This is a genomic window from Dermacoccus sp. CCH2-D9, assembly GCF_001556795.1.
Lineage (GTDB): Bacteria > Actinomycetota > Actinomycetes > Actinomycetales > Dermatophilaceae > Dermacoccus > Dermacoccus nishinomiyaensis.
This window is the reverse complement of record NZ_LSJT01000006.1, coordinates 1-22,097: the sequence shown is the minus strand read 5'-3', so window position 1 is coordinate 22,097 and position 22,097 is coordinate 1. Positions and strand designations below refer to the sequence as shown.

Genomic DNA, 22,097 nt, shown 5'->3' with positions numbered 1-22,097 from the left:
TCACGACGGTGGTGCCCGACGCGGGCGCGGGGGAGGACCTCGCGTACCGCATGCAGGTGGCGCTGGATGCGACGCTGCGTCAGCACGAGACGGCCCTCGTGTATGCGAGTGGCGACGTGACGTCCTTGGCCGCGATCACCGCTGCGGCGCAACGGCATTCGGTTCCCGTGCAGGCCGCGTTCGGCGTGCCGATGCCCTGTGGAACCGGGTTGTGCAGGGCGTGCGCGCTGCCCGTCGCGAACGCGGCCGGGGAGGTGACGCCCGTGCGTTGCTGCACCGAAGGGCCCGTCCTGCCCGCCGATCGGATGGCGTGGGCGCAGTTGCTCGAGGTCTCGGCATGAGCGGGGCACTCTCGACGACGCTGGGGTTGAACAAGCTCGACTCACCCTTCATCGCGGCTTCTGGGTGTGCGGGGTACGGGCACGAACTCGTGCGCTGGGGTGGGCTCGGCGCGTTCGGTGCGCTCGTCACGCCGTCGCTGACGGTGGAGGCGCAGGACGCGTCGCGCGAACGCGTCATCGTCGAATCGCCGTCAGGGATCGTGCACCCGCACGACACGCCCAACGTCGGCGCGAACTCGCTCAGCGCGACGCGTCTGCCGTGGGAGGTGACGACGCCGACACCCGTCATCGTCTCCATCGCGGGTGCGACGAGCGGCGACTTCGCCGACGCGGCCGCGGCCGTACGGCGACGGACGGCGCTGCGTGGGGTGCTCGGCGTCGAGGTCAATCTCTCGGTCGCCAACGAGGCGAACAACGGGCGAGCGTTCGCCGGCGACGAGTACGCAGTGACGAAGGTGATCGCGCGCGTGCGGGAGCACCTGCCGCGCAACGTCATGCTCGCGGCGAAGCTGACGCTCGGTACCGACCTCGTCGAGTTGTCGCGCGCCTGCCTCAAGTCGGGTGCTGACGCACTCGTGCTCGGGCACGCTCCGGTCGCCTCCAGCATCGACGTGACGACGCTGCGCCCGCGCGCGGGCACCCGTGCTGCGATGGCCGGGCCGGCGTTGCTGCCGCTGACGGTCGGTGGCGTGTTCGAGGTGAAGGCCGCCATGGTGGCCGGTCGGTTGCCGACGGCACCCATCATCGCCGGGGGCGGCATCGCGAGCGTCGACGCCGCCGTCCAGGCGCTCGCGGCAGGGGCTTCGGCCGTCCAGGTGGGCTCGGCGCTGTTCCGCGATCCGCGGGCCGGGGTGAGGCTGCGGGACGGGCTTGCCGGTTTCCTCGCCGAGCGCGATCTCACCGTCGCCGGACTCGTCGGGGCGGCGCATGCGTGACGTGACGCGCCGTGTGGTCGTGGACGAGGGCGACCGCCACCCCATGGAAGCGCGCGCATACCGCGTGTGCGATCGACGGCGGTTCGGCTCGTGCGTGACGCCGGCAGCCATGTCATCCAGGCGCGCTGGGCCTCATCCTCGAACGGCCCACGGCGGCCGGGCTCGTGCGCGAGGCAGCCAGGGCCGAAGTCCTTTCCTGTTCATGTTTCATCTTCACGGAGGTTCCCATGACCACATCTGCTGAACCCGCTGCACGTGACAGCGCCGGCTTCGGCGCTCGGCTCGCGGCGACGCAGGCGCGCTTCGGGCCGGCGTGCGTCGGCATCGACCCGCACCGCTCGCTCGTCGAGTCGTGGGGGCTCGACTACTCCTACTCCGGTGTCGAGCGGTTCGCGCTGACGTGCGTCGAGGCGTTCGGTGGGCGGGTCGCATCGGTGAAACCGCAGTCCGCCTTCTTCGAGGTGTTCGGCGCGCGGGGGGTGGCGCTGCTGGAGCGTGTGACCGCTGAGCTGCGCGCGGCGGGAACGCTCGTCATCCTCGACGTGAAGCGCGGCGACATCGGCACGACGATGACGGCGTACGGCGAGGCGTTCCTCGGCAAGGATGCGCCGGAACCCGCGGATGCCATCACCGTGAGCCCGTACCTCGGATACGAGTCGCTGCGGCCGGCGCTCGATCTCGCGCGTGACACCGGGCGCGGCGTGTTCGTGCTTGCGCTGACGTCGAACCCGGAGGGTGCGGGCGTGCAGCACGCCGTCACGCCGGGCGGCACCGTGGCGGGCGACATCGTCGCCGCCGCGACGCGCGACAACGCCGACGCGGCAGCGCGAGGGGAGTGGGGCCACATCGGGTTCGTCATGGGCGCAACGATCGGTTCGGCCCTCGACGACCTCGGTCTGGGTGGCGCTCTCGCTGCCTCGCACGCGCCGATCCTCGCGCCCGGTTTCGGCGCACAGGGCGGCACCGTCGAGTCGATGCGATCGGTGTTCGGCGAGTCCATCTCACGCGTCATCCCGACGACGTCACGCGATGTCCTCAAGGCCGGCCCCTCCGTCAACGGGCTCGTCGCCGCCGTCGAGCGCACGCGTGAGTCGGTGGCCGGCCTCCGCTGAGCGGAGACAGGCATCGCGAGGCGCCCGGGCCGACTTGTGCCGGCGCTCCCCAGACGGTGCAGAACCGCACCGATCGGCAGATCGGCGGCGTCGGTGCGACCTGAGATGACGCTCGTGTGGTGCGCGCACCCATGTGAAAGGATGAGCGAACCGCTGATCGGGGCGGGCGTTGACGAAAGGGCATGGCGGTGAGTGCACGACTGGTCGTTCTGGCCGGGCCGACGGCTGTCGGCAAGGGGACGGTGGCCGCGTACATCCGCGAGCACTATCCCGAGGTGTGGCTGTCGGTGTCAGCGACGACGCGCCCGCCACGTCCGGGTGAGGTGGACGGTGTCCACTACTACTTCATGACGGACGACGAGTTCGCCGAGATGGCCGCGAACGGTGGTTTCCTCGAGCACGCCATCGTCCACGGTCGGGCGTCGTACGGCACGCCGAAGGCGCCCGTGGAGCAGGCCATCGCCGACGGCCGCCTCCCGCTGCTCGAGATCGACCTGCAGGGCGCGCGTCAGGTCAAGCAGAACGCCCCCGATGCGTTCTTCGTCTTCCTCGCGCCGCCGAGCTGGGACGAACTCGTTCGCCGACTCGTCGGCCGCGCCACCGAAACCCCCGAAGAGCGTGAGCGCCGCCTCGAGACCGCGAAGGTCGAACTCGCGGCGCAGAGCGAGTTCGACCACGTCATCGTCAACGACGATGTTCGGCGTGCCTCCGAAGAACTCGTATCATTGATGAGAACACCTGAACACTGAGGCACGTTCGCCTGCCCGCGCGCCGCGCATCACGCGCAGCGACGGCGGCCACGCGCCCCGAGGAGAAGAGGGACACATGTCCGGCACGAAGGCCGAGCCCATCGGCATCACCAATCCGCCCATCGACGACCTGCTCGAGATCGCGGACAGCAAGTACGCCCTCGTCACGTACGCGAGCAAGCGCGCCCGTCAGATCAACGGCTACTACAGCCAGCTCGCCGACGGCCTGCTCGACAACGTCGGCCCGCTCGTCGACGCCCAGCCGCAGGACAAGCCGCTCTCCATCGCGCTGCGCGAGATGAACGAGGGCCTGCTCTCCATCGAGAAGCTCGAAGCCTGAGTCGATCTCGCACATGCGCATCGTTCTCGGTGTGACAGGGGGCATCGCTGCCTACAAGGCGGCGTTGCTCCTTCGTCTTTTCACAGAAGCCGGCCACGACGTGACGGTCGTGCCCACCGCGTCAGCGCTCGAGTTCGTCGGCGCCCCGACGTGGGAGGCACTCTCCGGCAAGCCCGTGCAGACAGGCGTGTTCGAGAACGTCGCGCAGGTTCCGCACGTCCGGCTCGGGCAGAACGCCGACCTCGTCGTCGTCGCCCCCGCGACGGCCGACGTCCTCGCCAAGGCCGCGGCCGGCATGGCGAACGACCTGCTCACCAACACCCTGCTGACGGCGCGCTGCCCCGTCGTCATGGCGCCGGCGATGCACACCGAGATGTGGCTGCACCCCGCGACGCAGGCGAACGTCGCGACGCTGCGCTCGCGTGGCGCGACGATCGTCGAGCCCGCGTCCGGGCGGCTGACGGGCGCCGACACCGGCGCCGGGCGCCTGCCCGACCCCGACGTCATCCGTGACGCGGCCCTCGCGGCTGCGGCGAGCGGAGAGCGACGTGGCGGCGCCACCGCGGGTGGCTTGGCCGAGACCACCGGGCGCGAGGAGGACGCCGTCACCCCGTCAGGCGCTCTGGCCGGCCGGACCGTGCTCGTCACCGCCGGCGGCACACGCGAGGCCATCGACCCGGTGCGTTACCTCGGCAACCGCAGCAGCGGCAAGATGGGTTTCGCCATTGCGGCGGCGGCCGCCGATCGCGGCGCCGACGTCACGTTCGTCACGACGATGCAGCCCCCGGCCGACCTCGCGCAGCGCGTCCGCGTCGTCAGCGTCGAGAGCGCCCTTCAGATGCGTGACGCGGTGCTCGCGGCGACGCCCGACGTCCTCGTCATGGCGGCCGCGGTCGCCGACTTCCGTCCCGACCACGTCGCGGACGCGAAGATCAAGAAGACCCACGGCGACGACTCGGCGCCCGTCATCACCCTCGTGCGCAACCCGGACATCCTCGCCGAGGCGGTGCGTCAGCGTGATGCAGAGCTCCAGCCGACAGCCGCGTCGACGAACGTGTCGAGCCGTGTCATCGTCGGCTTCGCAGCCGAGACGGGTGACGCTGACGGCGATGTTCTCCACCACGCCCGCGCGAAACTGGCCCGCAAGGGCTGCGACGTCCTCGTCGCGAACGAGGTGGGTGACGGCGTGACGTTCGGTCAGGATTCGTCGACGGCTCACCTGCTGCGCCGCGGCAGTGACGACGTCGTCACGGTCGGCCCTGCGCCCAAGTCTCACATCGCGGCGGCGCTGCTCGATCTCGTCGCCGATCTCGTCCTGCCTCAGTAAAATCACCGACGGGTGCGTCGCACCCAGCCAGCAGCCGCTGCCTTAAGGAGTCATTCCGTTGTCTCGTCTCTTCACGTCCGAATCCGTCACCGAGGGCCACCCCGACAAGATCTGCGACCAGATCAGTGACGCGATTCTCGACGACATGCTGCGTCAGGACCCTCAGGCCCGCGTGGCCGTCGAGACGATGGTGACGACGGGTCTCGTCCACGTCGCCGGTGAGGTGCGCACCGAGGGGTACACGGACGTCGCGAAGCTCGTGCGCAAGGTGATCACGAACGTCGGCTACGACTCGTCCGAAAAGGGTTTCGACGGCCACAGCTGCGGCATCTCCGTCTCGATCGGCGCTCAGTCCGAGGACATCGCGCAGGGCGTGGACAGCGCTCACGAGCACCGCGTCGGCGGCGGCGAGGACCCCCTCGACAGCCAGGGCGCCGGCGACCAGGGCCTCATGTTCGGCTACGCGTGCGACGACACGCCCGAGTTCATGCCGCTGCCGATCCACCTCGCGCACCGCCTCTCCGAACGCCTGACGAGCGTCCGCAAGAACGGCGACCTCGACTACCTGCGCCCCGACGGCAAGACGCAGGTGACGATCTCCTACGACGGTGACAAGGCCGTCGCGCTCGACACGCTCGTGCTGTCGACGCAGCACGACGCCGGCATCGACCTGGACGGCCAGCTCGCGCCCGACATCACGCGTCACGTCATCGAGCCCATCATCGCGGAGCTCGCGGCGAGCGGCGTCACACTCGACACGAACGAGATGCGTCAGCTCATCAACCCGACCGGCAAGTTCGTCATCGGTGGCCCGATGGGCGACGCGGGCCTCACCGGCCGCAAGATCATCGTCGACACCTACGGCGGCATGGCCCGCCACGGCGGCGGCGCCTTCTCGGGCAAGGACCCGTCGAAGGTCGACCGTTCGGCTGCGTACGCGATGCGCTGGGTGGCGAAGAACGTCGTCGCTGCGGGCCTCGCGAAGCGCTGCGAGGTGCAGGTCGCGTACGCCATCGGCAAGGCGCAGCCCGTCGGCCTCTACGTCGAGTGCTTCGGCACGGAGACGAAACCGCTCGACGTCATCCAGAAGGCCATCGCGGACACGTTCGACCTGCGTCCGGCCGCTATCGTCGACGCGCTCGACCTGCTGCGCCCCATCTACCAGCCGACGGCCGCGTACGGCCACTTCGGTCGCACGAGCGCCGACGGCGTCGAGAACCCCTTCACGTGGGAGCAGACGAACCGCATCGAAGAGCTGCAGCGCGCGGCCGGCTGAGAGGCGTGATCCGTGCCGCGACCCGCTCGATCGGGCCGCGGCACGGTTGCGTTCAGGCCCCGAAACTCCCGGGATGCCGGGGTTGTCGGAGCACTCGTGTAGAGATGAGGTCATGACGAGCGACGACGTGCACGCCGCGAGCAGCGAACAACTCGCGCTGCTGCGCGACGCCGTGCGCGCCAAGGCACGCGGGGACGATGCCGGCAGCGCGAAGGTTGCTACGGGCGACGGCGGGAGCGAACGGGTCGCCGTGGTCTGGCCGATGCTCGAGGTGCCGCACCTCGATCGCGAGTTCGAGTACCGCATCCCCGCCGAACTGGCCGACGACGTGCGCTTCGGCGTCGCCGTCAAGGTGCGTTTCCACGGCAAGCGCATCACCGGGTACGTCGTCGGCGTGCGCGAGACCCCCGAGTTCACCGGCACGCTGAGCCCGCTGCTCGCCGTCGTGTCGCCCGAGGCCGTGCTCACCGAGCACATCTGGCAGGTGGCGCACGCCGTCGCCGCTCGCATGGGCGGCACCGTCTCCGACGTCCTGCGCCTCGCGATCCCACCGCGGCACGCACGCGCCGAGAAGGCACTCGACGAGCGGATGGCGAATGCGTCGGCGGCGGATCGATCGATGCCCGAGGTGGCTGAGGCCGGGAACGCTGGTCCTGACGCCGCTCCGGCTGTGCCGGCTGAGCCTGACGACGGGTCTTCGGCTGTCGCGGGCGGCGCTGCTGCCCATGATGGTGCGGCTGTCGCTGATGGCGAGGCTGCTCCTGGCGAGGCGCTCGCGTCGAGCGGCCGGCATGCCTCGACGAGCGCGACGTCCAGCGGCGCGGTTGCGGCCGACGGGCCTGCACCGGGCGATGATATGGCCTCGACGAGTCATGCGACGAGCGGCGCGGTGGCGGCCAGTGCGCCGGCGCCGCTCAGCGCGTGGCGTCACTACGCCGGGGGATTGAGCCTGCTCACGCATCTTGCCGCGGGGGAGAACCCGCGTGGTTCCTGGGATGTCGCGCCCGGGCTGTTCGGCCCGGATGCCTGGCCTGCCGCCGTCGCGGACGCCGCGGCAGCGGTGCGCGATTCTGGGCGTTGCACCGTCGTCGTCGTGCCCGACGGGCGGGATGTCGATCGCGTCGCCGCGGCGTGTTCGGCCCGGTTGGGCGACGATCAGGTCGTCACCCTCACGGCGGACATGGGTCCGCAGGCCCGCTACACCGCGTTTCTCAAGGCGCTGCGCGGCCTCGCCGACGTCGTCGTCGGAACGCGCGCGGCGATGTTCGCTCCGGTGCCCGACCTCGGCCTCGTCGTGTGGTGGGACGACGCCGACACCCTCCACGTCGACCCGCACGCGCCGTATCCGCACGTCGGAGCCGTGCTCGAGACTCGCGCCGACCTCGCCCCGGCCGCCCTGTTGAGCGCGGGCGCCGTGCCGTCGGTGCGGGTGCAGGCCCAGGTCGAGGCCGGCGTCAGTGTCCCCGTCGACCCCGTCGAACGCACGAGCGCGCGCGTCGTCGTCACGGGCGACGACCGCAGCGTCGAGCGTCACGGCGCCGCAGCCCGCGCGCGCATCCCCGCCGAGGCATGGCAGGGCGCGACCCGCGCGTTGCAGGACGGGCCGGTGCTCGTCCAGGTGCCGCGCCGCGGGTACATCCCGACGATCGCGTGCGCCCGGTGCCGCACGAAGTCGACCTGCGACGTGTGCCACGGGCCGCTCGGGCTCGACGGCGAGCACAGCGCCCCGACCTGCCGGTGGTGCGGCCACGTCGCGCACGTGCTGACCTGCCCCGAGTGCGGCAGCCACGAGATCCGGTCGCTGACGATCGGGGCCGGACGCACCGCCGAAGAACTGGGCCGTGCGTTTCCCGGGGTGCCGGTGCGGCGTTCCGGGGCGCCGGACGTGCTCGCGAGCGTGCCCGACGAGCCCGCGCTCGTCATCTGCACCCCCGGTGCTGAACCCGTCGCCGAGAACGGGTACAGCGCCGCGATCCTGCTCGACGCATGGGCCCTGCTCGACCGGGGCGGGCTCGACGCCGGTCAGCGTGCCCTCACGCACTGGTGCGCCGCGGCGGGCCTCGTGCGCCCGGCGTCGACGGGCGGCGTCGTCTACCTTGCGGGCGTGCCCCGGCACGTGCCGTTTCCCGCCGTCGAGGCGCTCGTGCGTTGGGCGCCGCGGTGGTTCGCGGCGCGTGAACTCGCCGAGCGCGCCGAGGTGATGCTGCCACCCGCCACGCGGATGGCAGCGCTCGAGGGCCCGCGACGCGCGGCCGCTCGGTACGCCGAAGCGCTCGAGAAGGCGGCGCGCGAGCACGACGTCAGCGTCGGCGTCCTCGGCCCGCTGCCGCTGCGGCGCCGGCACGTGTTCGACCGGGCGACGCCCCAGCGTCAGGCCACGTCGTCGGACGACGACGAGTCGCTCGTGCGCTTCCTCGCGCGGTGGAACGACCCGACCGATGCAGACGTCCCGGCGCTGCTGCGCGCCCTCACCGCGTCACGCTCAGCCGCGCGCGAACCCGTCGTCACGGTGCGCCTCGACCCGCTCCTGGACGGCCTGGCATGACGAGCCCGAGCCGCTCCGCCCGCTACGGTGGCGCCATGATGTCTGGACCTAACCTCACGAGCGGCCTCACCTCGAGTGCCGGCCGCCGCGCCCGGGCGATCGACCTCGACGACCTCGACGGCCCCGACGCCGGCGACCTCGCGAGCCTCGCCGACCTGGGTGACGCGCCGCAGCCGAGCCCGGTCGACATGGTCGTGTTCGACATCGGCAACGTGCTCGTGCGCTGGGAGCCGCGCGCGGCACTGCTCGACGCCGTCGGCGAGGACGCGGCGACAGCGCTGCTCACCGACCCCGAACTCGACTTCTTCGCACACAACCTCGCCGCTGACGGCGGGCGCGCGTGGCGCGAGATCGTCGCCGAGATCGACGAGCGACACCCGCACCACACGGCCGCGGCGCAGGCCTACATCGACAACTTCCACCTCGCCATCGCCGAGCCGATCGCGGGCAGCGTCGCCATCGTGCGCGAACTCGCTGAGGCGGGTGTGCCACTGTTCGCGCTGACCAACTTCAGCGCCGAGCTGTTCGAGGTCGCCCGTTCGCTGCACGGCGACGTGCTCGACCTGTTCGAGGAGATCATCGTCTCCGGCGAGGAGGGCGTGACGAAGCCCGACCCGGAGATCTGGGAGATCCTCGAAGAGGTGACGCGCCACCGCGGCGGGTTGAGCGACGCCGTCTTCATCGACGACTCAGCCGCCAACGTCATGGGGGCCGAGCAAGCCGGCCTCGACGCGATCCTGTTCACCGACCCCGACACCCTGCGCGACGATCTGCGCCTGCGCGGGCTGCCGTTGGAGCCGTCAGCCGGCTCGCGCCAGACGAGTGCCGGCGTGTCCGAGACGCCCGACGGCACCGCCGGGGCCGGCGCGGCTCACCACTAGACTGATTCCTCACGACTCACCCCCTGCGGAGCTGCGCGAGCCGCCCGCTCGAACCGACGAAGGGCCCACCAGCCGATGCGCGTAGTTTTCGCCGGAACCCCGGAGGCGGCTCTGCCGTCGTTGCGGGCCCTGCTCGATTCGGCCCACGAGGTCGTCGCCGTCGTGACGCGCCCCGAGGCGCGTCAGGGGCGCGGGCGCAAGACGTCGCCGTCGCCGGTGCACGAGCTCGCGCTCGAGGCAGGCCTCGAGGTGCTGACGCCGACGAAACCGTCCGACGACGACTTCGTCGCGCGGCTGCGCGAACTCGAGCCCGACGCCGCGCCGATCGTCGCGTACGGCGGGCTCGTCCCGCCGTCGGTGCTCGCGATTCCGCGGCACGGCTGGATCAACCTGCACTTCTCGCTGCTGCCCGCCTGGCGTGGCGCCGCACCCGTGCAGCACGCCCTCATGGCCGGTGACGACGTGACGGGCGCCTCGACGTTCCTGCTCGAGGAGGGGCTCGACACCGGGCCCGTCTTCGGCACGATGACGGAGGCGATCGGCCCCACCGACACCTCCGGCGACCTGCTGACACGCCTCGCCGAAGGTGGTGCGTCCCTGCTCGTCTCGACGCTCGACGCCCTCGCGAACGGTGACGTGACGCCGATTCCGCAACCTCGCGACGGTGTCTCGCTCGCGCCCAAGATCCAGGTCGACGACGTGCGTCTCGACTTCTCGGTGCCCGCGTTCGCCGTCGACCGCCGTATCCGCGGCGCGTCTCCGGCGCCCGGGGGGTGGGCGATGCTGCGTGGTGAGCGCGTCAAGCTGCTGCGCAGCCGCCTCGCCGACGCCGACGGGTGCCCGCCGCTGACACCCGGCGAGCTGCACGCCACGAAGACGCAGGTGTTCGCCGGCGCACTCGGCGGCGTCGTCGAACTGCTCGAGGTGCAGCCGCACGGCAAGAAGGTCATGCGTGCCGCCGACTGGGCCCGCGGGCTGCGTTTGAACGAAGGGGAGAGCTTCGGTGAGTGACGAACGACGCGGCGGCAGCGGCTCCAGCCGCCAGAGTGGCGGACAGGGCGGCCGTGACGAACGACGTACGGGCGGCCCCGGGCGCGACGGCCGAGGCGCGCAGCGGAGCGCCGGTCGTGGAGAACAACCTCCACGCGACGATCGCCGTGACGCGCGGGGCCGTCAGCGTTCGGATGCGCGCTTGCGCGGCGCGGGCCACCGCAGTGAGCAGGCGCCGTCAGCGCGCCGGCGCACGGGTGATCCCGCCCGCAGTGCGGCGCTCGCCGTCCTGCGCGCCGTCGACGACGGTGCCTACGCCAACCTCGAGATGCCGAAGGTCCTCACGCGCCATGATCTGAGTGGCCGCGACGCGGCGTTCGCCACGGAGCTGGCCCTCGGCACCATCCGTCGACAGGGGTTCTACGACCGCGTCATCGAGACGGGCTCGGGTCGCGCGCCGTCGCAGATCGACCCGGTCGTGCTCGCCGTGCTGCGCCTCGGCGTGCACCAGATCCTGTCGATGCGTGTGCCCGTCCACGCCGCCACGTCGGAGACCGTCGCCCTCGCCCGCGAGCACGCCGGCTCGGGTGCGGCGGGTTTCGTCAACGCCGTCCTGCGACGCGCGGGGGAGCGCGACCGTGAGACGTGGATCGCCGACCTCACGCGCGGTGTCGATGACGCCGACGAGGTGCGCGCCGTCGCGACTTCCCACCCGCGCTGGGTCGTCTCGGCGCTGCGCCAGTCGCTGCGCGGCCACAGAGCCGCGGGCGGGGACGGTCAAGCGAGCCTCGACGACGCACTCGACGCGCTGCTCGAGGCCGACAACACGCCTCCGCGCGTCAGCCTCGTCGCCCGCCCGGGCCTTGCCACCGTCGACGAGCTCGTCGCATCCGGAGCCGAGGCGAGCGACCTGTCGCCGGTCGGTGCGGTGCTGCCGTTCGGTGACCCCGCGAACATCCCCGCGATCCGGCAGACGAGGGCTGCGGTGCAGGACGAAGGTTCGCAGCTGCTCGCCCTCGCACTCGCCGACGCTGACGTGACGCCGCGCACGGCATCGGGCGACGACGCACGCGAGGATTGGCTCGACCTGTGCGCCGGCCCCGGCGGCAAGGCCGCGCTGCTCGGCGCGGTCGCGCACCTGCGCGGCGACGTCCTCTACTGCAACGAGGCGAGCGAGCACCGCACGGACCTCGTGCGGCGCACCCTGCGCGCGCTGCTCGACGACGGCGCGGAGATCTACATCGGCACCGGCGACGGGCGCGACCTCGGTCGTGAGGAGCCCGGCACCTACGACCGCGTGCTGCTCGACGCGCCCTGCACCGGCCTCGGCGCGCTGCGCCGTCGCCCCGAGTCGCGCTGGCGCCGTCAACCATCGGACGTCGCGGAGCTTTCCGCTCTGCAGGTCGAACTGCTCGACTCCGCGATCGACGCGACGCGTGCGGGCGGCGTCATCGGATACGCGACGTGCTCGCCGCACCCCGCAGAGACCCTCGCCGTCGTCGCGGAGGTGCTCGGACGGCGCGACGACGTCGTCCAGGAGGACGCCTGGCCGCTGTTCCGCGACGCGTTCGACGAGCCCATCGAGCGCGTCGGCGACCTGCCGTCCGTCCAGTTGTGGCCGCATCTGCACGGTACCGACGCCATGTTCTTCGCCCTCCTGAGAAAGAAGTGACCCGCATGACCGACGCCCGTGACGTCCGCATCTCGCCGAGCATCCTCTCCGCCGATTTCGCCAACCTCGAACGCGAGCTCGACGCCATCAACAACGCCGACTGGGCGCACGTGGACGTCATGGACAACCACTTCGTGCCCAACCTGACGCTCGGGCTGCCGGTCGTCGAGTCGCTGCTGAAGGTGAGCCCGATCCCGCTCGATGCGCACCTCATGATCGACGACCCCGACCGCTGGGCGCCCGCCTACGCCGAGGCCGGGTGCAAGAGCGTGACGTTCCACGTCGAGGCCGCGGCCGACCCGAAGAAGCTCGCACGCGACATCCGCGCGGCCGGAGCTCGCGCGTCGATGGCGATCAAGCCGAACACGCCGTGGGAGCCGTACGCGGATCTGCTGCCCGAGCTCGACATGGTGCTCGTCATGACGGTCGAGCCCGGCTTCGGTGGCCAGTCGTTCATGGCGGAGCAGATGCCGAAGGTGCGCGCGGTGCGCGAGAGCATCCGCACGCACGGCGGTGACGTGTGGGTGCAGGTCGACGGCGGCGTCTCGGCCAAGACGATCGAGCAGTGCGCCGAAGCCGGTGCCGACACCTTCGTCGCGGGATCGGCCGTCTACGGTGCCGAGTCCGCTGCCGCCGCGATCGACGAGCTGCGTGCCCTGGCTGCGGGGCACGCGCACTGAACTGACGTGTGTCGCACCGAGCGGGGTGGGCGAGCTTGCGAGGGAAGACGCGCAGAAGAGCGCGAAGGAGTAACATGTTGGGCGTGTACCCGGGGTAGGTGAAATTCCTAGCCGGCGGTGAAAGTCCGCGACCCGGCCCGCTTCGACAGGGGTCGGTTGACTCGGTGAGATTCCGAGACCGACGGTTAAAGTCCGGATGGGAGGTTGCACGCGGTTGTTCGCGCTCTGCGCGGGCGGCCGACGAGCCGTTGCGGCGTGCCTGAGGGCATCGCGCGTGGCGTCTCGGCCGATGTCGTCGGCGCCTTCGTGGCGTGCGGCGGGCGTCAGCTTTCTCGTGCCCCGGTGATCGGTTGTTCGATCGGACCGGAAGGCATCTCGTGAGACTCGAGCGTCACAGCGCCATGGAGCGCGCCGCGCAGCTGGCTGCGCTGTCGCCGCGTGTCGACCCCAATCCTCGTGTCGGGTGCGTCGTCGTCGACGCTGACGGCGTCATCCTCGCAGAGGGCTACCACCGCGGCGCGGGCACGTGGCACGCCGAGGCCGCGGCCATCAACGAAGCGATCGCGACGGGCGTCGACCTGCGTGGCGCGACGGCGTACGTCACCCTCGAACCCTGCGCGCACACCGGGCGCACCCCGTCGTGTGCGCGCGCTCTGATCCGCGCCGGCGTCGCCCGTGTTGTCTTCGGCCAACCCGACCCGAACGGCGCGGCCGCCGGGGGAGCGCAGATCCTGCGCGTGGCAGGCGTCGCCGTCGAACAGGACGACACCCTCGCGGCTGCGAGCCGAGACCTCAACGCCGACTGGACGTTCTCCGTCACCCACGCGCGCCCGTTCGTGCGCTGGAAGTACGCCTCGACCCTCGACGGGTTCAGCGCTGCGTCGGACGGCACGTCCCAGTGGATCACCGGCCCGGCCGCGCGCGTCGACGTCCACGCGCAGCGTGCCGAGCACGGCGCGATCGTCGTCGGCACCGGCACCGTTCTCGCCGACGACCCGCAGCTCACAGTCCGCGACGCCCACGGACGAGCGGGGGCGCAGCAACCGTTGCGCGTCGTCGTCGGCGACACCCCGATCCCCGACACCGCACGCGTGCTCGACGACGCCGCTTCCACCCTCGTGCTGCCCCGGCAGAGCCCGACCGACGTCCTCGCCGCGCTGCACGCGCGCGGCATTCACGCCATCTGGCTCGAAGGTGGACCGACGCTGGCCGCGTCGTTCCTGCGTGCCGGGCTCGTCGACGAGATCGTCGCCTATCTCGCCCCCGCCCTGCTCGGCGCGGGCCGCCCCGCGGCCGCCGACCTCGGCATCACGACGATCGCGGAGGCCCGCCGCTTCGACCTCGTCGACGCCACGACGCTGCCCTCGAACGAACCGTCCGCCACCGACCTGCGCCTGCGCCTGCGTCCCACGAAGGAGATCTGATGTTCACCGGAATCATAGAAGCGACCGGCACGCTCGAGCGCATCGAGCACACCGCCGACGCGGCGATCCTCACGATCGCGGGCGCCGCAGTCCTCGACGACGCCCACCACGGCGACAGCATCGCCGTCAACGGCGTGTGCCTGACGGTGACCACGTTCGACGAGCAGCGTTTCAGCGTCGACGTCATGAAGCAGACGCTCGATCGCACGAGCCTGGGCGCGCTCGTGCCGGGCAGCAGGGTCAACCTCGAACGCGCCATGAGCGCGCAGGCACGGTTCGGCGGTCACGTCGTGCAGGGTCACGTGGATGCGACCGTCCGCATCACCGCCATCGAACCGGGGGAGCGCTGGAGCGTCGTGCGTTTCGACCTGCCCGTCGACCTGGCGCCCTACGTCGTGGAGAAGGGTTCGGTGACGCTCGACGGCGTGTCGCTCACGGTCGCCTCGCGCCAGGAGGCGTCGTTCAGCGTCAGCCTCATCCCGACGACGCTCGAGCTGACGACGTTCGGCGCCGCCCGCGTCGGCGATCTCGTCAACGTGGAGGTCGACGTGCTCGCCAAGTACGTCGAGCAGATGCTCGCGCCGCGCCTCGCTGCGCTCGACATCCGTCTCGTGGAACTCGACGCCCGCCTGGCGGCCTCCGAGGGGCGCGCATGAGCATCTGGGAACAGGCCTACTCGGCGCACCTGACGATCGGCGGTGCGCAGATCACGTGGCGCGAGATCATCGGCAACGCGTTCGGGATGGCGTCCGCGATCGGTGGCATGCGCCGCAAGGTGTGGGCGTGGCCGGTCGGCATCATCGGCAACATGCTGCTGTTCACCGTGTTCGCCGGGCTCGTGTTCGGCATGGACGATCGCGCGCCGATGCTCGGTCAGGCCGGGCGGCAGATCTTCTTCATCATCACGAGCCTGTACGGCTGGTGGGTGTGGCGCGCGAGCCGCCGCGACGGCACGAGCGGTGAGGCCGTCACGCCGCACTGGGCGAGCGCGAGCCAACGCATCGGCTACCTGATCGCCTGGGGCGCGGGCGTCGTCGTCGTGCACTGGATCTTCACGCTGATCGGCGCGGGTTGGCCGGCGCCGTGGTGGTACTTCTGGTGCGACGCCTGGATCTTCGTCGGCTCCCTGCTCGCGACGTTCGCGATGGCGCGCGGCTGGAACGACTTCTGGCTCATGTGGATCGCAGTCGACGCCGTCGGCGTGCCCGAGCTCATCTATTCCAAATACTACCCGAGCGCCGTGCTGTACGCGCTCTACGCAGCCCTCGTCGTCGTCGGATTCGTGCAGTGGGTGCGCATCTCACGCCCCCACCGCGTCGCCGAACGCGAGATGGAAGCGGCCTGAGCGATGCACAGCCCGTCGAAGCAGACCGAGACGATGAAAACCGAGACGAGAGAGAGCCTGATGAGCGCCGCACCCAGCGCCGCAACGCCCGAGGAGACGCCGCTGGCGCTGTCGAGCATCGAGGACGCGCTCGAGCAACTGCGGCTCGGACGGCCGGTGCTCGTCGCCGACGACGAGAACCGCGAGAACGAGGCCGACATCGTCATGTCGGGCGCGACGATGACGCGCGAGTGGATGGCGTGGGCGATCCGGCACAGCTCCGGGGTCATCTGCGCGCCGATGCCGGACGCGATCGCCGACCGCCTCCTGCTGCCCCCGATGGTGTCGCGCAACGAGGATCCGAAGGGCACCGCCTACACGATCTCCGTCGACGCGAAAGGCGGCGTGCACACCGGCATCTCCGCAGCCGACCGCGCGCTGACGCTGCGGTTGCTCGCCGACCCGAGCACCGAGCCGAGCGCGCTGACGCGCCCCGGGCACGTCTTCCCGCTGCGCGCCAAGCCGGGCGGCGTCCTCGAGCGCGACGGGCACACCGAGGCCTCCGTCGACCTGTGCCGCCTCGCCGGGCTCGAACCGGTCGCGATGATCGTCGAACTCGTCCACGACGACGGCGCGATGATGCGGCTGCCCGGCGCGATCGAGCTGGCGCAGCGCGAGGGCCTCGCCGTCATCACGATCGAGCAGCTCATCGGGTGGCGGCGCCGCCACGACCGCGTCGAACACGTCGCGAGCGCCGACCTGCCGACGCAGGTCGGAACGTTCCGCGTCGAGGCCTACGCCGATCGGGAGAACGGCGCCGAGCACCTCGCGCTCGTCGCGCCGACCGACGGTGATGACGTGCCGCTCGTGCGCGTCCACTCCGAATGCCTGACGGGCGACGCGCTCGGCTCGCTGCGCTGCGACTGCGGGCCGCAGCTCGCCGAGGCGCAGCGGCTCGTCGCGCGTGAGGGCGGGGTCGTCGTCTACCTGCGCGGGCAGGAGGGCCGCGGCGTCGGCCTGCTCAACAAGATCCGCGCGTACGCCCAGCAGGACGCCGGCGCCGACACCGTCGACGCGCAGACGAACCTGGGGTTGCCGATCGAGGCGCGCGAATACGGCGCTGCCGCAGCGATTCTGCGCGACCTCGGCATCGAACGGGTGCGGCTGCTGACGAACAACCCGGCCAAGGTACGCGAGCTCGTCGAGCACGGGATCGACGTCGTCGAGACAGTGCCGCTCGTCGCGGGGCGCACCGTCCAGAACGCCTCCTACCTGCGCACCAAGCGCGAGCGCATGGGGCACACGTTCGACGCGTGAACCGCGCGTCGCATCGGAACCACCAGCCCGGCACACCACCCGCACGCACGAACCACCACTGCAGATCGATCGAAGGAGAACATCATGAGCGGCCACGGAGCCCCCACCCTCAGCACTGACGCGGCGGGCCTGCGCGTCGCCGTCGTCGCGGCGAGCTGGCACGAGAAGGTCATGAACGGCCTCATCGACGGCGCCCGTCGCGGCCTCGCCGACGCCGGCGTCCGTGACGACGACGTGACACTCGTGCGCGTGCCCGGCACGTTCGAGCTGACGGCGGCCTGCGCGCGCCTCGCGCCGCACTTCGACGTCCTCGTCGCGCTCGGCGTCGTCATTCGCGGTGGCACTCCGCACTTCGACTACGTCTGCAGCGCCGCGACGGACGGGCTGACGCAGATCGGCGTCACGACCGGCAAGGCGATCGGTTTCGGCGTCCTCACGTGCGACACCGACGCCCAGGCGCTCGATCGTGCGGGCCTCGAGGGTTCGAGCGAGGACAAGGGTCACGAGGCGGCGACGGCGGCCGTCGTCACGGAGATGACGTTGCGCTCGTTGCAGCTTCCGGCCGCGACGCTGTGAGCGGCGCGACGCCGGGCGCGGTCGGCCCGGCGCGAACGCAGCCGGTAGCCTTGGGCACCGTGAAGAGCTTTGAGCAACTGTGGGAAGAACTGAGCGAGAAGGCGGCCACGCGCCCCGAAGGGTCGGGCACCGTCGCCGAGCTCGACGCGGGCGTCCACTTCATCGGCAAGAAGATCGTCGAGGAGGCCGCCGAGGTGTGGATGGCCGCCGAGCACGAGGGCAACGCCGCCGCCGCCGAGGAGATCAGCCAGTTGCTGTACCACCTGCAGGTGCTCATGCTCGAGCGCGGCATCACGCTCGACGACGTCTACTCCCACCTGTGATCGAAGGGTCCTCCATGCTGCGCGTTGCCGTGCCCAACAAGGGCGCCCTGTCCGAATCCGCCGCGTCGATGCTCAAGGAAGCGGGCTACCGCGGGCGTCGCGAGTCGAAGGAACTCGTCGTCGTCGACCGCGACAACGACGTCGAGTTCTTCTTCCTGCGCCCCAAGGACATCGCCGTCTACGTCGGTTCGGGCACCCTCGACCTCGGCATCACCGGGCGTGACCTGCTGCTCGATTCCGGCTCGAGCGCCGTCGAACACCTGCAGCTCGGCTTCGGCGGTTCGACGTTCCGCTACGCCGGCCGCCCGGGTGTCGCGACGTCCGTCAGCGAGCTGGTGGGGCGCCGCATCGCGACGTCGTTCGCCGGCCTCGTGCGGGCCGATCTCGCCAAGAACGGCGTCGAGGCCGAGGTCGTACGTCTCGACGGCGCCGTCGAGACGGCCGTGACGCTCGGCGTCGCCGACGTCATCGCCGACGTCGTCGAGACCGGCACGACGCTGCGCAACGCGGGCCTCGAGGTCTTCGGCGAGCCGATCCTCACGAGTGAGGCCGTCCTCATCCGCCCCGACGCGCGTGAAGTCGGTGACGCCGCACTGACGCTCGTGCGTCGCCTCGAAGGTGTCCTCACGGCCCGCAACTTCGTCATGATGGACTATGACATCGAAGCTTCCCTCGTCGAACGCGCCGCGGCGCTGACGCCGGGGCTCGAGTCGCCGACCGTCTCGCCGCTGCACGACCCGAACAAGGTCGCGGTGCGCGCGATGGTCAACCGCAAGGTCATCAACCACGTGATGGACGAGCTGTACGCGCTCGGCGCGCGCGCCATCCTCGTCACCGACATCGCAGCCTGCCGCCTGTAGTCGAGCCCGCGAGGAGCAATCATGAGTGACGTCGACGCCTACCGTCCCTTCGTCCCGCGACGCGGGCGGGCGATGGCGTTCACCGCGGCGGCGCTGTCCGTCGTCGTGTTCGGCATCGTCGCGTTCGTCCTCGTGCCCGGTGGCGGTGCGACGGGGTGGACGACGATGGACAAGTGGTCGCTGTTCTTCCTCGGGTGTGCCATCGGCTGGATGCTGTCGCGCTGGGGGCTCGTCAAGGCAGTGCCGAACGAGCGCGGCCTCAAGGTGCGCAACCTCATCCTCACGCGTGAGATCGAGTGGGCCGAGATCCTCGGCGTCCAGTTCGGCGGCGGGCGGGCCTGGGCGACGCTCGACCTCGCCGACACCGAGCAGCTCGCCGTCATGGCCATCCAGCGCGCTGACGGCCCGTCGGCCGAGGCGGAGGCCTCGCGCCTCGCGGCCCTCGTCGAGGTCGCTCGTCAGCGTGCCGCGGCCGCGGCGGGCGCGCACGACTGACGCTCGTTCAGCCCCGAATGGGGTCGTCCGGCACGCGAACGAGCGCGTCGGGGCGCGGTGGGTGCGCCGCGAACCAGGCGTCCTCCTGCAACTCCCACGCGAGCCAGTAGGGCACGAACGTCTCGCCGTCGCGCTCCAGCGCGCGCCGCTTGCGTGTCTCGCGCTCGGCCTCCAGCCACAGGGCGGCGTGGGCGAGCGACCGTCCGACCCAGGTCGCGCCGACGCCTTCGACGATGAGCGGACGATCGGGTGTGATTGTGACGCGTCCTCGCGCCGCCGTGCCCGGCCAGTGGGTCGGCAGGTAGGTGCTCGCGTTGTGGCGTGACCACTGCTCGGCGATGTGACGGGCCCGCACGAGCCCCGCCGACAGCCCGTCCCAGTCGCGGTACAGATCGTCGAGGTGGACGATCTGGGCGTCCACGTGACGATCGTGCAGAGCGCCGGCGAGCTGCGTCTTGCCCGAGCCGGAGCGGCCGTCGATCGTGACGAGCCAGCGCGGGCGCGTCATCCGCGCCTCGACGTGCGCGAGGGCGTCGTCGTGTTCGACGTGCGGCACGCACGCGAGGGCGGCGGCCTCGGGACGCACGGGGGCCGAGAGCGAGCCGGCGCGTGCGTCATCCACGGATCAAACCTATCGGCGCTGCGTCGCCGTGGCCTCTAATCTGGTGCCATGACTGTTGCCGTGCGTGTCATCCCGTGCCTCGACGTCGACGCCGGCCGCGTCGTCAAGGGCGTCAACTTCGAGAACCTGCGCGACGCGGGCGACCCCGTCGAGCTCGCCGCGAAGTACGGCGCCCAGGGCGCCGACGAGTTGACGTTCCTCGACGTGACGGCGAGCTCCTCGGATCGTTCGACGACGTACGACGTCGTCTCGCGCACCGCGGAGCAGGTCTTCATCCCGCTGACGGTCGGGGGAGGCGTGCGCACGGTCGACGACGTCGACCGGTTGCTGCGCGCCGGCGCCGACAAGGTCGGCATCAACACGGGCGCCATCGCCCGCCCCGCGGTCATCGGGGAGATCGCCGACCGGTTCGGCGCGCAGGTGCTCGTCCTGTCGGCCGACGTGCGCCGCGTCGATGGCCACTACGTCGTGACGACGCACGGTGGGCGTCGCGCGAGCGACCTCGACGCCGTCGAATGGTGTGCTCGCGCGGAGGCGCTGGGCGCCGGGGAGATTCTGCTCAACTCGATGGACGCCGACGGCACGAAGGCCGGCTTCGACCTCGACCTCGTCGACGCCGTGCGCCGCGAGGTCAGCGTCCCGCTCATCGCGAGCGGCGGCGCGGGCGCCGTCGAGCACTTCGAGCCGGCCGTCGCGCACGGCGCTGACGCGGTGCTCGCCGCGTCGGTGTTCCACTACGGCGAGCTGACGATCGGTGACGTCAAGGGTGCCCTTGCGGCGGCGGGGCACCCGGTGCGCTGACGCTCCGTCGTGCGCTGACGCTCAGATGCCGCGCGGTTCGGCGACGAACCGGTTGATGTCGTCGGGCTCGCCCTCGAACTCGACGAAGCTCATCCGCCCGGCCAGGTGCAGCAGCACCTCGCTCGGCTGGCCGGCGACGATGAACTCGCCGATCGGCTCCGACGGCGAGTTGAGCGCCAGCGGCGCGTGCCCCGGGCACAGCGCCGCGACGCGCATCGCCGAGCGGCGCAGCGTCATCCGTGCGGCCGTGGGCAATGCGTCGTAGAGCGCGTTCTGCAGGTCGGCGCCCAGCACGCGGACGCCGTCCTGGTCGGCGGCCGGCAGCTGAGCGCGCAGGATGTCCTCGTGGTGGATGAAGTACTCCTGCAGGTTCGCGTGCGCATCGACGGCGGGGATGCGGAACGGCGAGAACTCGTGCGGACCCTTGCGCACCATGTCGACGAGATCCTCGAACGGGCGCAACGCGTAGCGCTCCCGGGTGCGTTCGGACGCGTCGCGCACCTGGGGCACGAGGATACCGAGGGCCTCCGGGCGGCGCTCACGCATCGCGAGGTGTGCCATGAGATCCCTGACATTCCAGCCGACGCACAGCGTCGGCGCGTCCGGGCCGAGGCGCAGGGCGGTGTCGCACAGGGCATGACGTTCGGCTTGGGCATACTTGCGCATGCCGCAATGTTGTCACCTGCGCGAATGCGCGAGCAAAGGAACCCCACGTGACCTCAGCCGACCTGGCCCCTGACGCCTCACCTGTGCGCGTGGCCGCCGCCGGCGCCCGCGAGCAGTGGCGAGCGTTCGCGCCCGCCGTCATCGGCGCGACGGCATACGGCATCCTCACCGTCCTCACCGCCCGCGTCATCGGCCACCTCGTCGCGGACGTCGTCACGCCGGCGGTGCGCGATCGTCACCTGGACGGTGCGATGGTCTGGCAGATCGTGTGGCAGCTCGGCGGCGTCGTCGCGCTCAACGCGGCCGCCGTCATCCTGCGCCGCATCGCGGCGGGCGTGGCGTACAACAACCTCATCGCCTCGACGCGGCGGCAGGTGACGCGCGCCTACCAGCTGCTGCCCATGCGCTGGCACCTCGCGCACCCGTCGGGTCAGCTGCTGTCGCACGCGAACTCGGACGTCGAGGCGATCTGGAACATCTTCCAGCCGCTGCCGATGGCGCTCGGCGTCGCCGTCATGCTGGCGTTCGGGTTCGTCTCGATCTTCCTCGTCGACGTGTGGCTCGGCGTCGTCGCGCTCGTCGTGTTCCCGCTGCTCATCGTCATCAACTACTGGTTCCAGGTCGTCATGCGCGCCCGCGTGGAAGCGTCTCAGGCCGCGCGAGCGCGCGTCAGCGCCGTCGCGGACGAGAGCTTCGACGGCGCACTCGTCGTCAAGGCGCTCGGGCGAGCGGACGCGGAGGTGTCCCGGTTCGGTGACGCCGCGGGCGAGCTGCGCGACGCCAACGTCAGGCTCGGACGCACCGAGGGCATCTTCGACCCGATGACGAACGCGCTGCCGAC

The 22,097-nt window shown here is 71.3% G+C and carries 23 protein-coding genes, 1 pseudogene and 1 riboswitch; of the genes and pseudogenes, 22 read left to right on the top strand and 2 right to left on the bottom strand.

All coding sequences use genetic code 11. The annotated features are described in order from the left end of the window. From AX669_RS00650 to AX669_RS00555, 20 genes and pseudogenes are all read left to right on the top strand, one after another. Window positions 1–341: pseudogene (locus AX669_RS00650) on the top strand (hypothetical protein); the annotation flags it as partial. Beyond that, window positions 338–1,276: a dihydroorotate dehydrogenase gene (locus AX669_RS00645; protein ID WP_062255954.1), complete on the top strand. Its 939-nt coding sequence runs from the start codon at window positions 338–340 to the stop codon at window positions 1,274–1,276. The pseudogene AX669_RS00650 and the gene AX669_RS00645, both read left to right, overlap by 4 nt. Window positions 1,277–1,503: 227 nt before the next feature. Further along, window positions 1,504–2,388 carry an orotidine-5'-phosphate decarboxylase gene (gene pyrF / locus AX669_RS00640; RefSeq protein WP_062255952.1) on the top strand — a complete coding sequence of 295 codons (885 nt, stop codon included), beginning with the start codon at window positions 1,504–1,506 and terminating at the stop codon, window positions 2,386–2,388. A gap of 182 nt (window positions 2,389–2,570) precedes the next feature. Further along, on the top strand, window positions 2,571–3,137 hold the full coding sequence (gene gmk / locus AX669_RS00635) for a guanylate kinase (protein ID WP_006943738.1): 567 nt from the start codon (window positions 2,571–2,573) through the stop codon (window positions 3,135–3,137). A 76-nt stretch (window positions 3,138–3,213) separates the two neighbouring features. Continuing rightward, on the top strand, window positions 3,214–3,477 hold the full coding sequence (gene rpoZ / locus AX669_RS00630; RefSeq protein WP_006943764.1) for a DNA-directed RNA polymerase subunit omega: 264 nt from the start codon (window positions 3,214–3,216) through the stop codon (window positions 3,475–3,477). Between the two features lie 13 nt (window positions 3,478–3,490). After that, a complete protein-coding gene (locus AX669_RS00625) occupies window positions 3,491–4,804 on the top strand; it encodes a phosphopantothenate--cysteine ligase family flavoprotein (protein ID WP_062255950.1) in 1,314 nt (437 codons plus the stop codon). 58 nt (window positions 4,805–4,862) lie between these two features. Then, window positions 4,863–6,080: a methionine adenosyltransferase gene (metK, locus tag AX669_RS00620; RefSeq protein ID WP_038568493.1), complete on the top strand. Its 1,218-nt coding sequence runs from the start codon at window positions 4,863–4,865 to the stop codon at window positions 6,078–6,080. Between the two features lie 112 nt (window positions 6,081–6,192). Next, a complete protein-coding gene (locus AX669_RS00615; RefSeq protein WP_062255948.1) occupies window positions 6,193–8,625 on the top strand; it encodes a hypothetical protein in 2,433 nt (810 codons plus the stop codon). A gap of 35 nt (window positions 8,626–8,660) precedes the next feature. Continuing rightward, entirely contained in the window at window positions 8,661–9,506 is an 846-nt protein-coding gene (locus tag AX669_RS00610; protein WP_231729357.1) for an HAD family phosphatase, read from the top strand. A 75-nt stretch (window positions 9,507–9,581) separates the two neighbouring features. After that, complete coding sequence (gene fmt, locus AX669_RS00605) at window positions 9,582–10,517, top strand: methionyl-tRNA formyltransferase (protein WP_062255946.1); 936 nt, start codon at window positions 9,582–9,584, stop codon at window positions 10,515–10,517. A 181-nt stretch (window positions 10,518–10,698) separates the two neighbouring features. Next, window positions 10,699–12,168 (top strand): RsmB/NOP family class I SAM-dependent RNA methyltransferase, encoded by a 1,470-nt coding sequence (locus tag AX669_RS00600; protein ID WP_062255944.1) that lies wholly within the window; start codon window positions 10,699–10,701, stop codon window positions 12,166–12,168. A gap of 5 nt (window positions 12,169–12,173) precedes the next feature. After that, the gene (gene rpe / locus AX669_RS00595; protein WP_038570995.1) at window positions 12,174–12,848 is read left to right on the top strand and encodes a ribulose-phosphate 3-epimerase; all 675 of its coding nucleotides are present in this window, start codon (window positions 12,174–12,176) and stop codon (window positions 12,846–12,848) included. Window positions 12,849–12,929: 81 nt separating this feature from the next. Next, window positions 12,930–13,060, top strand: a riboswitch (FMN riboswitch). Window positions 13,061–13,249: 189 nt separating this feature from the next. After that, on the top strand, window positions 13,250–14,272 hold the full coding sequence (ribD, locus tag AX669_RS00590; RefSeq protein WP_062255942.1) for a bifunctional diaminohydroxyphosphoribosylaminopyrimidine deaminase/5-amino-6-(5-phosphoribosylamino)uracil reductase RibD: 1,023 nt from the start codon (window positions 13,250–13,252) through the stop codon (window positions 14,270–14,272). Further along, window positions 14,272–14,928: a riboflavin synthase gene (locus AX669_RS00585; protein WP_062255940.1), complete on the top strand. Its 657-nt coding sequence runs from the start codon at window positions 14,272–14,274 to the stop codon at window positions 14,926–14,928. Before ribD ends, AX669_RS00585 begins: the two co-directional genes overlap by 1 nt. Beyond that, window positions 14,925–15,617 carry a nicotinamide mononucleotide transporter family protein gene (locus tag AX669_RS00580; RefSeq protein WP_062255938.1) on the top strand — a complete coding sequence of 231 codons (693 nt, stop codon included), beginning with the start codon at window positions 14,925–14,927 and terminating at the stop codon, window positions 15,615–15,617. The genes AX669_RS00585 and AX669_RS00580 overlap by 4 nt, the downstream gene beginning before the upstream one ends. A 60-nt stretch (window positions 15,618–15,677) precedes the next feature. Further along, the gene (locus AX669_RS00575) at window positions 15,678–16,913 is read left to right on the top strand and encodes a bifunctional 3,4-dihydroxy-2-butanone-4-phosphate synthase/GTP cyclohydrolase II (protein WP_062255956.1); all 1,236 of its coding nucleotides are present in this window, start codon (window positions 15,678–15,680) and stop codon (window positions 16,911–16,913) included. Between the two features lie 84 nt (window positions 16,914–16,997). Then, window positions 16,998–17,489: a 6,7-dimethyl-8-ribityllumazine synthase gene (ribH, locus tag AX669_RS00570; RefSeq protein ID WP_006943795.1), complete on the top strand. Its 492-nt coding sequence runs from the start codon at window positions 16,998–17,000 to the stop codon at window positions 17,487–17,489. A gap of 59 nt (window positions 17,490–17,548) precedes the next feature. Next, on the top strand, window positions 17,549–17,812 hold the full coding sequence (locus AX669_RS00565) for a phosphoribosyl-ATP diphosphatase (RefSeq protein ID WP_006943831.1): 264 nt from the start codon (window positions 17,549–17,551) through the stop codon (window positions 17,810–17,812). Between the two features lie 14 nt (window positions 17,813–17,826). Beyond that, entirely contained in the window at window positions 17,827–18,672 is an 846-nt protein-coding gene (gene hisG / locus AX669_RS00560) for an ATP phosphoribosyltransferase (RefSeq protein ID WP_006943808.1), read from the top strand. A gap of 21 nt (window positions 18,673–18,693) precedes the next feature. After that, complete coding sequence (locus AX669_RS00555; protein ID WP_006943810.1) at window positions 18,694–19,167, top strand: PH domain-containing protein; 474 nt, start codon at window positions 18,694–18,696, stop codon at window positions 19,165–19,167. 7 nt (window positions 19,168–19,174) lie between these two features. On the opposite strand, the gene AX669_RS00550 is transcribed toward AX669_RS00555, so the two are convergent. Next, window positions 19,175–19,789 carry an AAA family ATPase gene (locus AX669_RS00550; RefSeq protein ID WP_006943823.1) on the bottom strand — a complete coding sequence of 205 codons (615 nt, stop codon included), beginning with the start codon at window positions 19,787–19,789 and terminating at the stop codon, window positions 19,175–19,177. A 48-nt stretch (window positions 19,790–19,837) separates the two neighbouring features. Here AX669_RS00550 and hisF point away from each other — a divergent pair, with 48 nt between their 5' ends. Continuing rightward, window positions 19,838–20,590: an imidazole glycerol phosphate synthase subunit HisF gene (hisF, locus tag AX669_RS00545; RefSeq protein ID WP_006943747.1), complete on the top strand. Its 753-nt coding sequence runs from the start codon at window positions 19,838–19,840 to the stop codon at window positions 20,588–20,590. 21 nt (window positions 20,591–20,611) lie between these two features. On the opposite strand, the gene AX669_RS00540 is transcribed toward hisF, so the two are convergent. Then, a complete protein-coding gene (locus tag AX669_RS00540) occupies window positions 20,612–21,256 on the bottom strand; it encodes a TIGR03085 family metal-binding protein (protein ID WP_006943812.1) in 645 nt (214 codons plus the stop codon). Window positions 21,257–21,303: 47 nt separating this feature from the next. Here AX669_RS00540 and AX669_RS00535 point away from each other — a divergent pair. Further along, window positions 21,304–22,097: ABC transporter transmembrane domain-containing protein (locus AX669_RS00535; RefSeq protein ID WP_255356499.1), on the top strand; the 794-nt coding region annotated here is incomplete at its 3' end.

Coding starts and splice junctions, on each gene's coding strand:
- AX669_RS00555 (WP_006943810.1), top strand. CDS start 18,694: ATGAGTGACGTCGACGCCTACCGTCCCTTCGTCCCGCGACGCGGGCGG.
- AX669_RS00645 (WP_062255954.1), top strand. CDS start 338: ATGAGCGGGGCACTCTCGACGACGCTGGGGTTGAACAAGCTCGACTCA.
- AX669_RS00615 (WP_062255948.1), top strand. CDS start 6,193: ATGACGAGCGACGACGTGCACGCCGCGAGCAGCGAACAACTCGCGCTG.
- fmt (WP_062255946.1), top strand. CDS start 9,582: ATGCGCGTAGTTTTCGCCGGAACCCCGGAGGCGGCTCTGCCGTCGTTG.
- AX669_RS00540 (WP_006943812.1), bottom strand. CDS start 21,256: ATGCGCAAGTATGCCCAAGCCGAACGTCATGCCCTGTGCGACACCGCC.
- AX669_RS00575 (WP_062255956.1), top strand. CDS start 15,678: ATGAGCGCCGCACCCAGCGCCGCAACGCCCGAGGAGACGCCGCTGGCG.
- gmk (WP_006943738.1), top strand. CDS start 2,571: ATGGCGGTGAGTGCACGACTGGTCGTTCTGGCCGGGCCGACGGCTGTC.
- rpe (WP_038570995.1), top strand. CDS start 12,174: ATGACCGACGCCCGTGACGTCCGCATCTCGCCGAGCATCCTCTCCGCC.
- AX669_RS00625 (WP_062255950.1), top strand. CDS start 3,491: ATGCGCATCGTTCTCGGTGTGACAGGGGGCATCGCTGCCTACAAGGCG.
- rpoZ (WP_006943764.1), top strand. CDS start 3,214: ATGTCCGGCACGAAGGCCGAGCCCATCGGCATCACCAATCCGCCCATC.
- hisG (WP_006943808.1), top strand. CDS start 17,827: ATGCTGCGCGTTGCCGTGCCCAACAAGGGCGCCCTGTCCGAATCCGCC.
- hisF (WP_006943747.1), top strand. CDS start 19,838: ATGACTGTTGCCGTGCGTGTCATCCCGTGCCTCGACGTCGACGCCGGC.
- AX669_RS00610 (WP_231729357.1), top strand. CDS start 8,661: ATGATGTCTGGACCTAACCTCACGAGCGGCCTCACCTCGAGTGCCGGC.
- ribH (WP_006943795.1), top strand. CDS start 16,998: ATGAGCGGCCACGGAGCCCCCACCCTCAGCACTGACGCGGCGGGCCTG.
- AX669_RS00585 (WP_062255940.1), top strand. CDS start 14,272: ATGTTCACCGGAATCATAGAAGCGACCGGCACGCTCGAGCGCATCGAG.
- AX669_RS00580 (WP_062255938.1), top strand. CDS start 14,925: ATGAGCATCTGGGAACAGGCCTACTCGGCGCACCTGACGATCGGCGGT.
- ribD (WP_062255942.1), top strand. CDS start 13,250: ATGGAGCGCGCCGCGCAGCTGGCTGCGCTGTCGCCGCGTGTCGACCCC.
- pyrF (WP_062255952.1), top strand. CDS start 1,504: ATGACCACATCTGCTGAACCCGCTGCACGTGACAGCGCCGGCTTCGGC.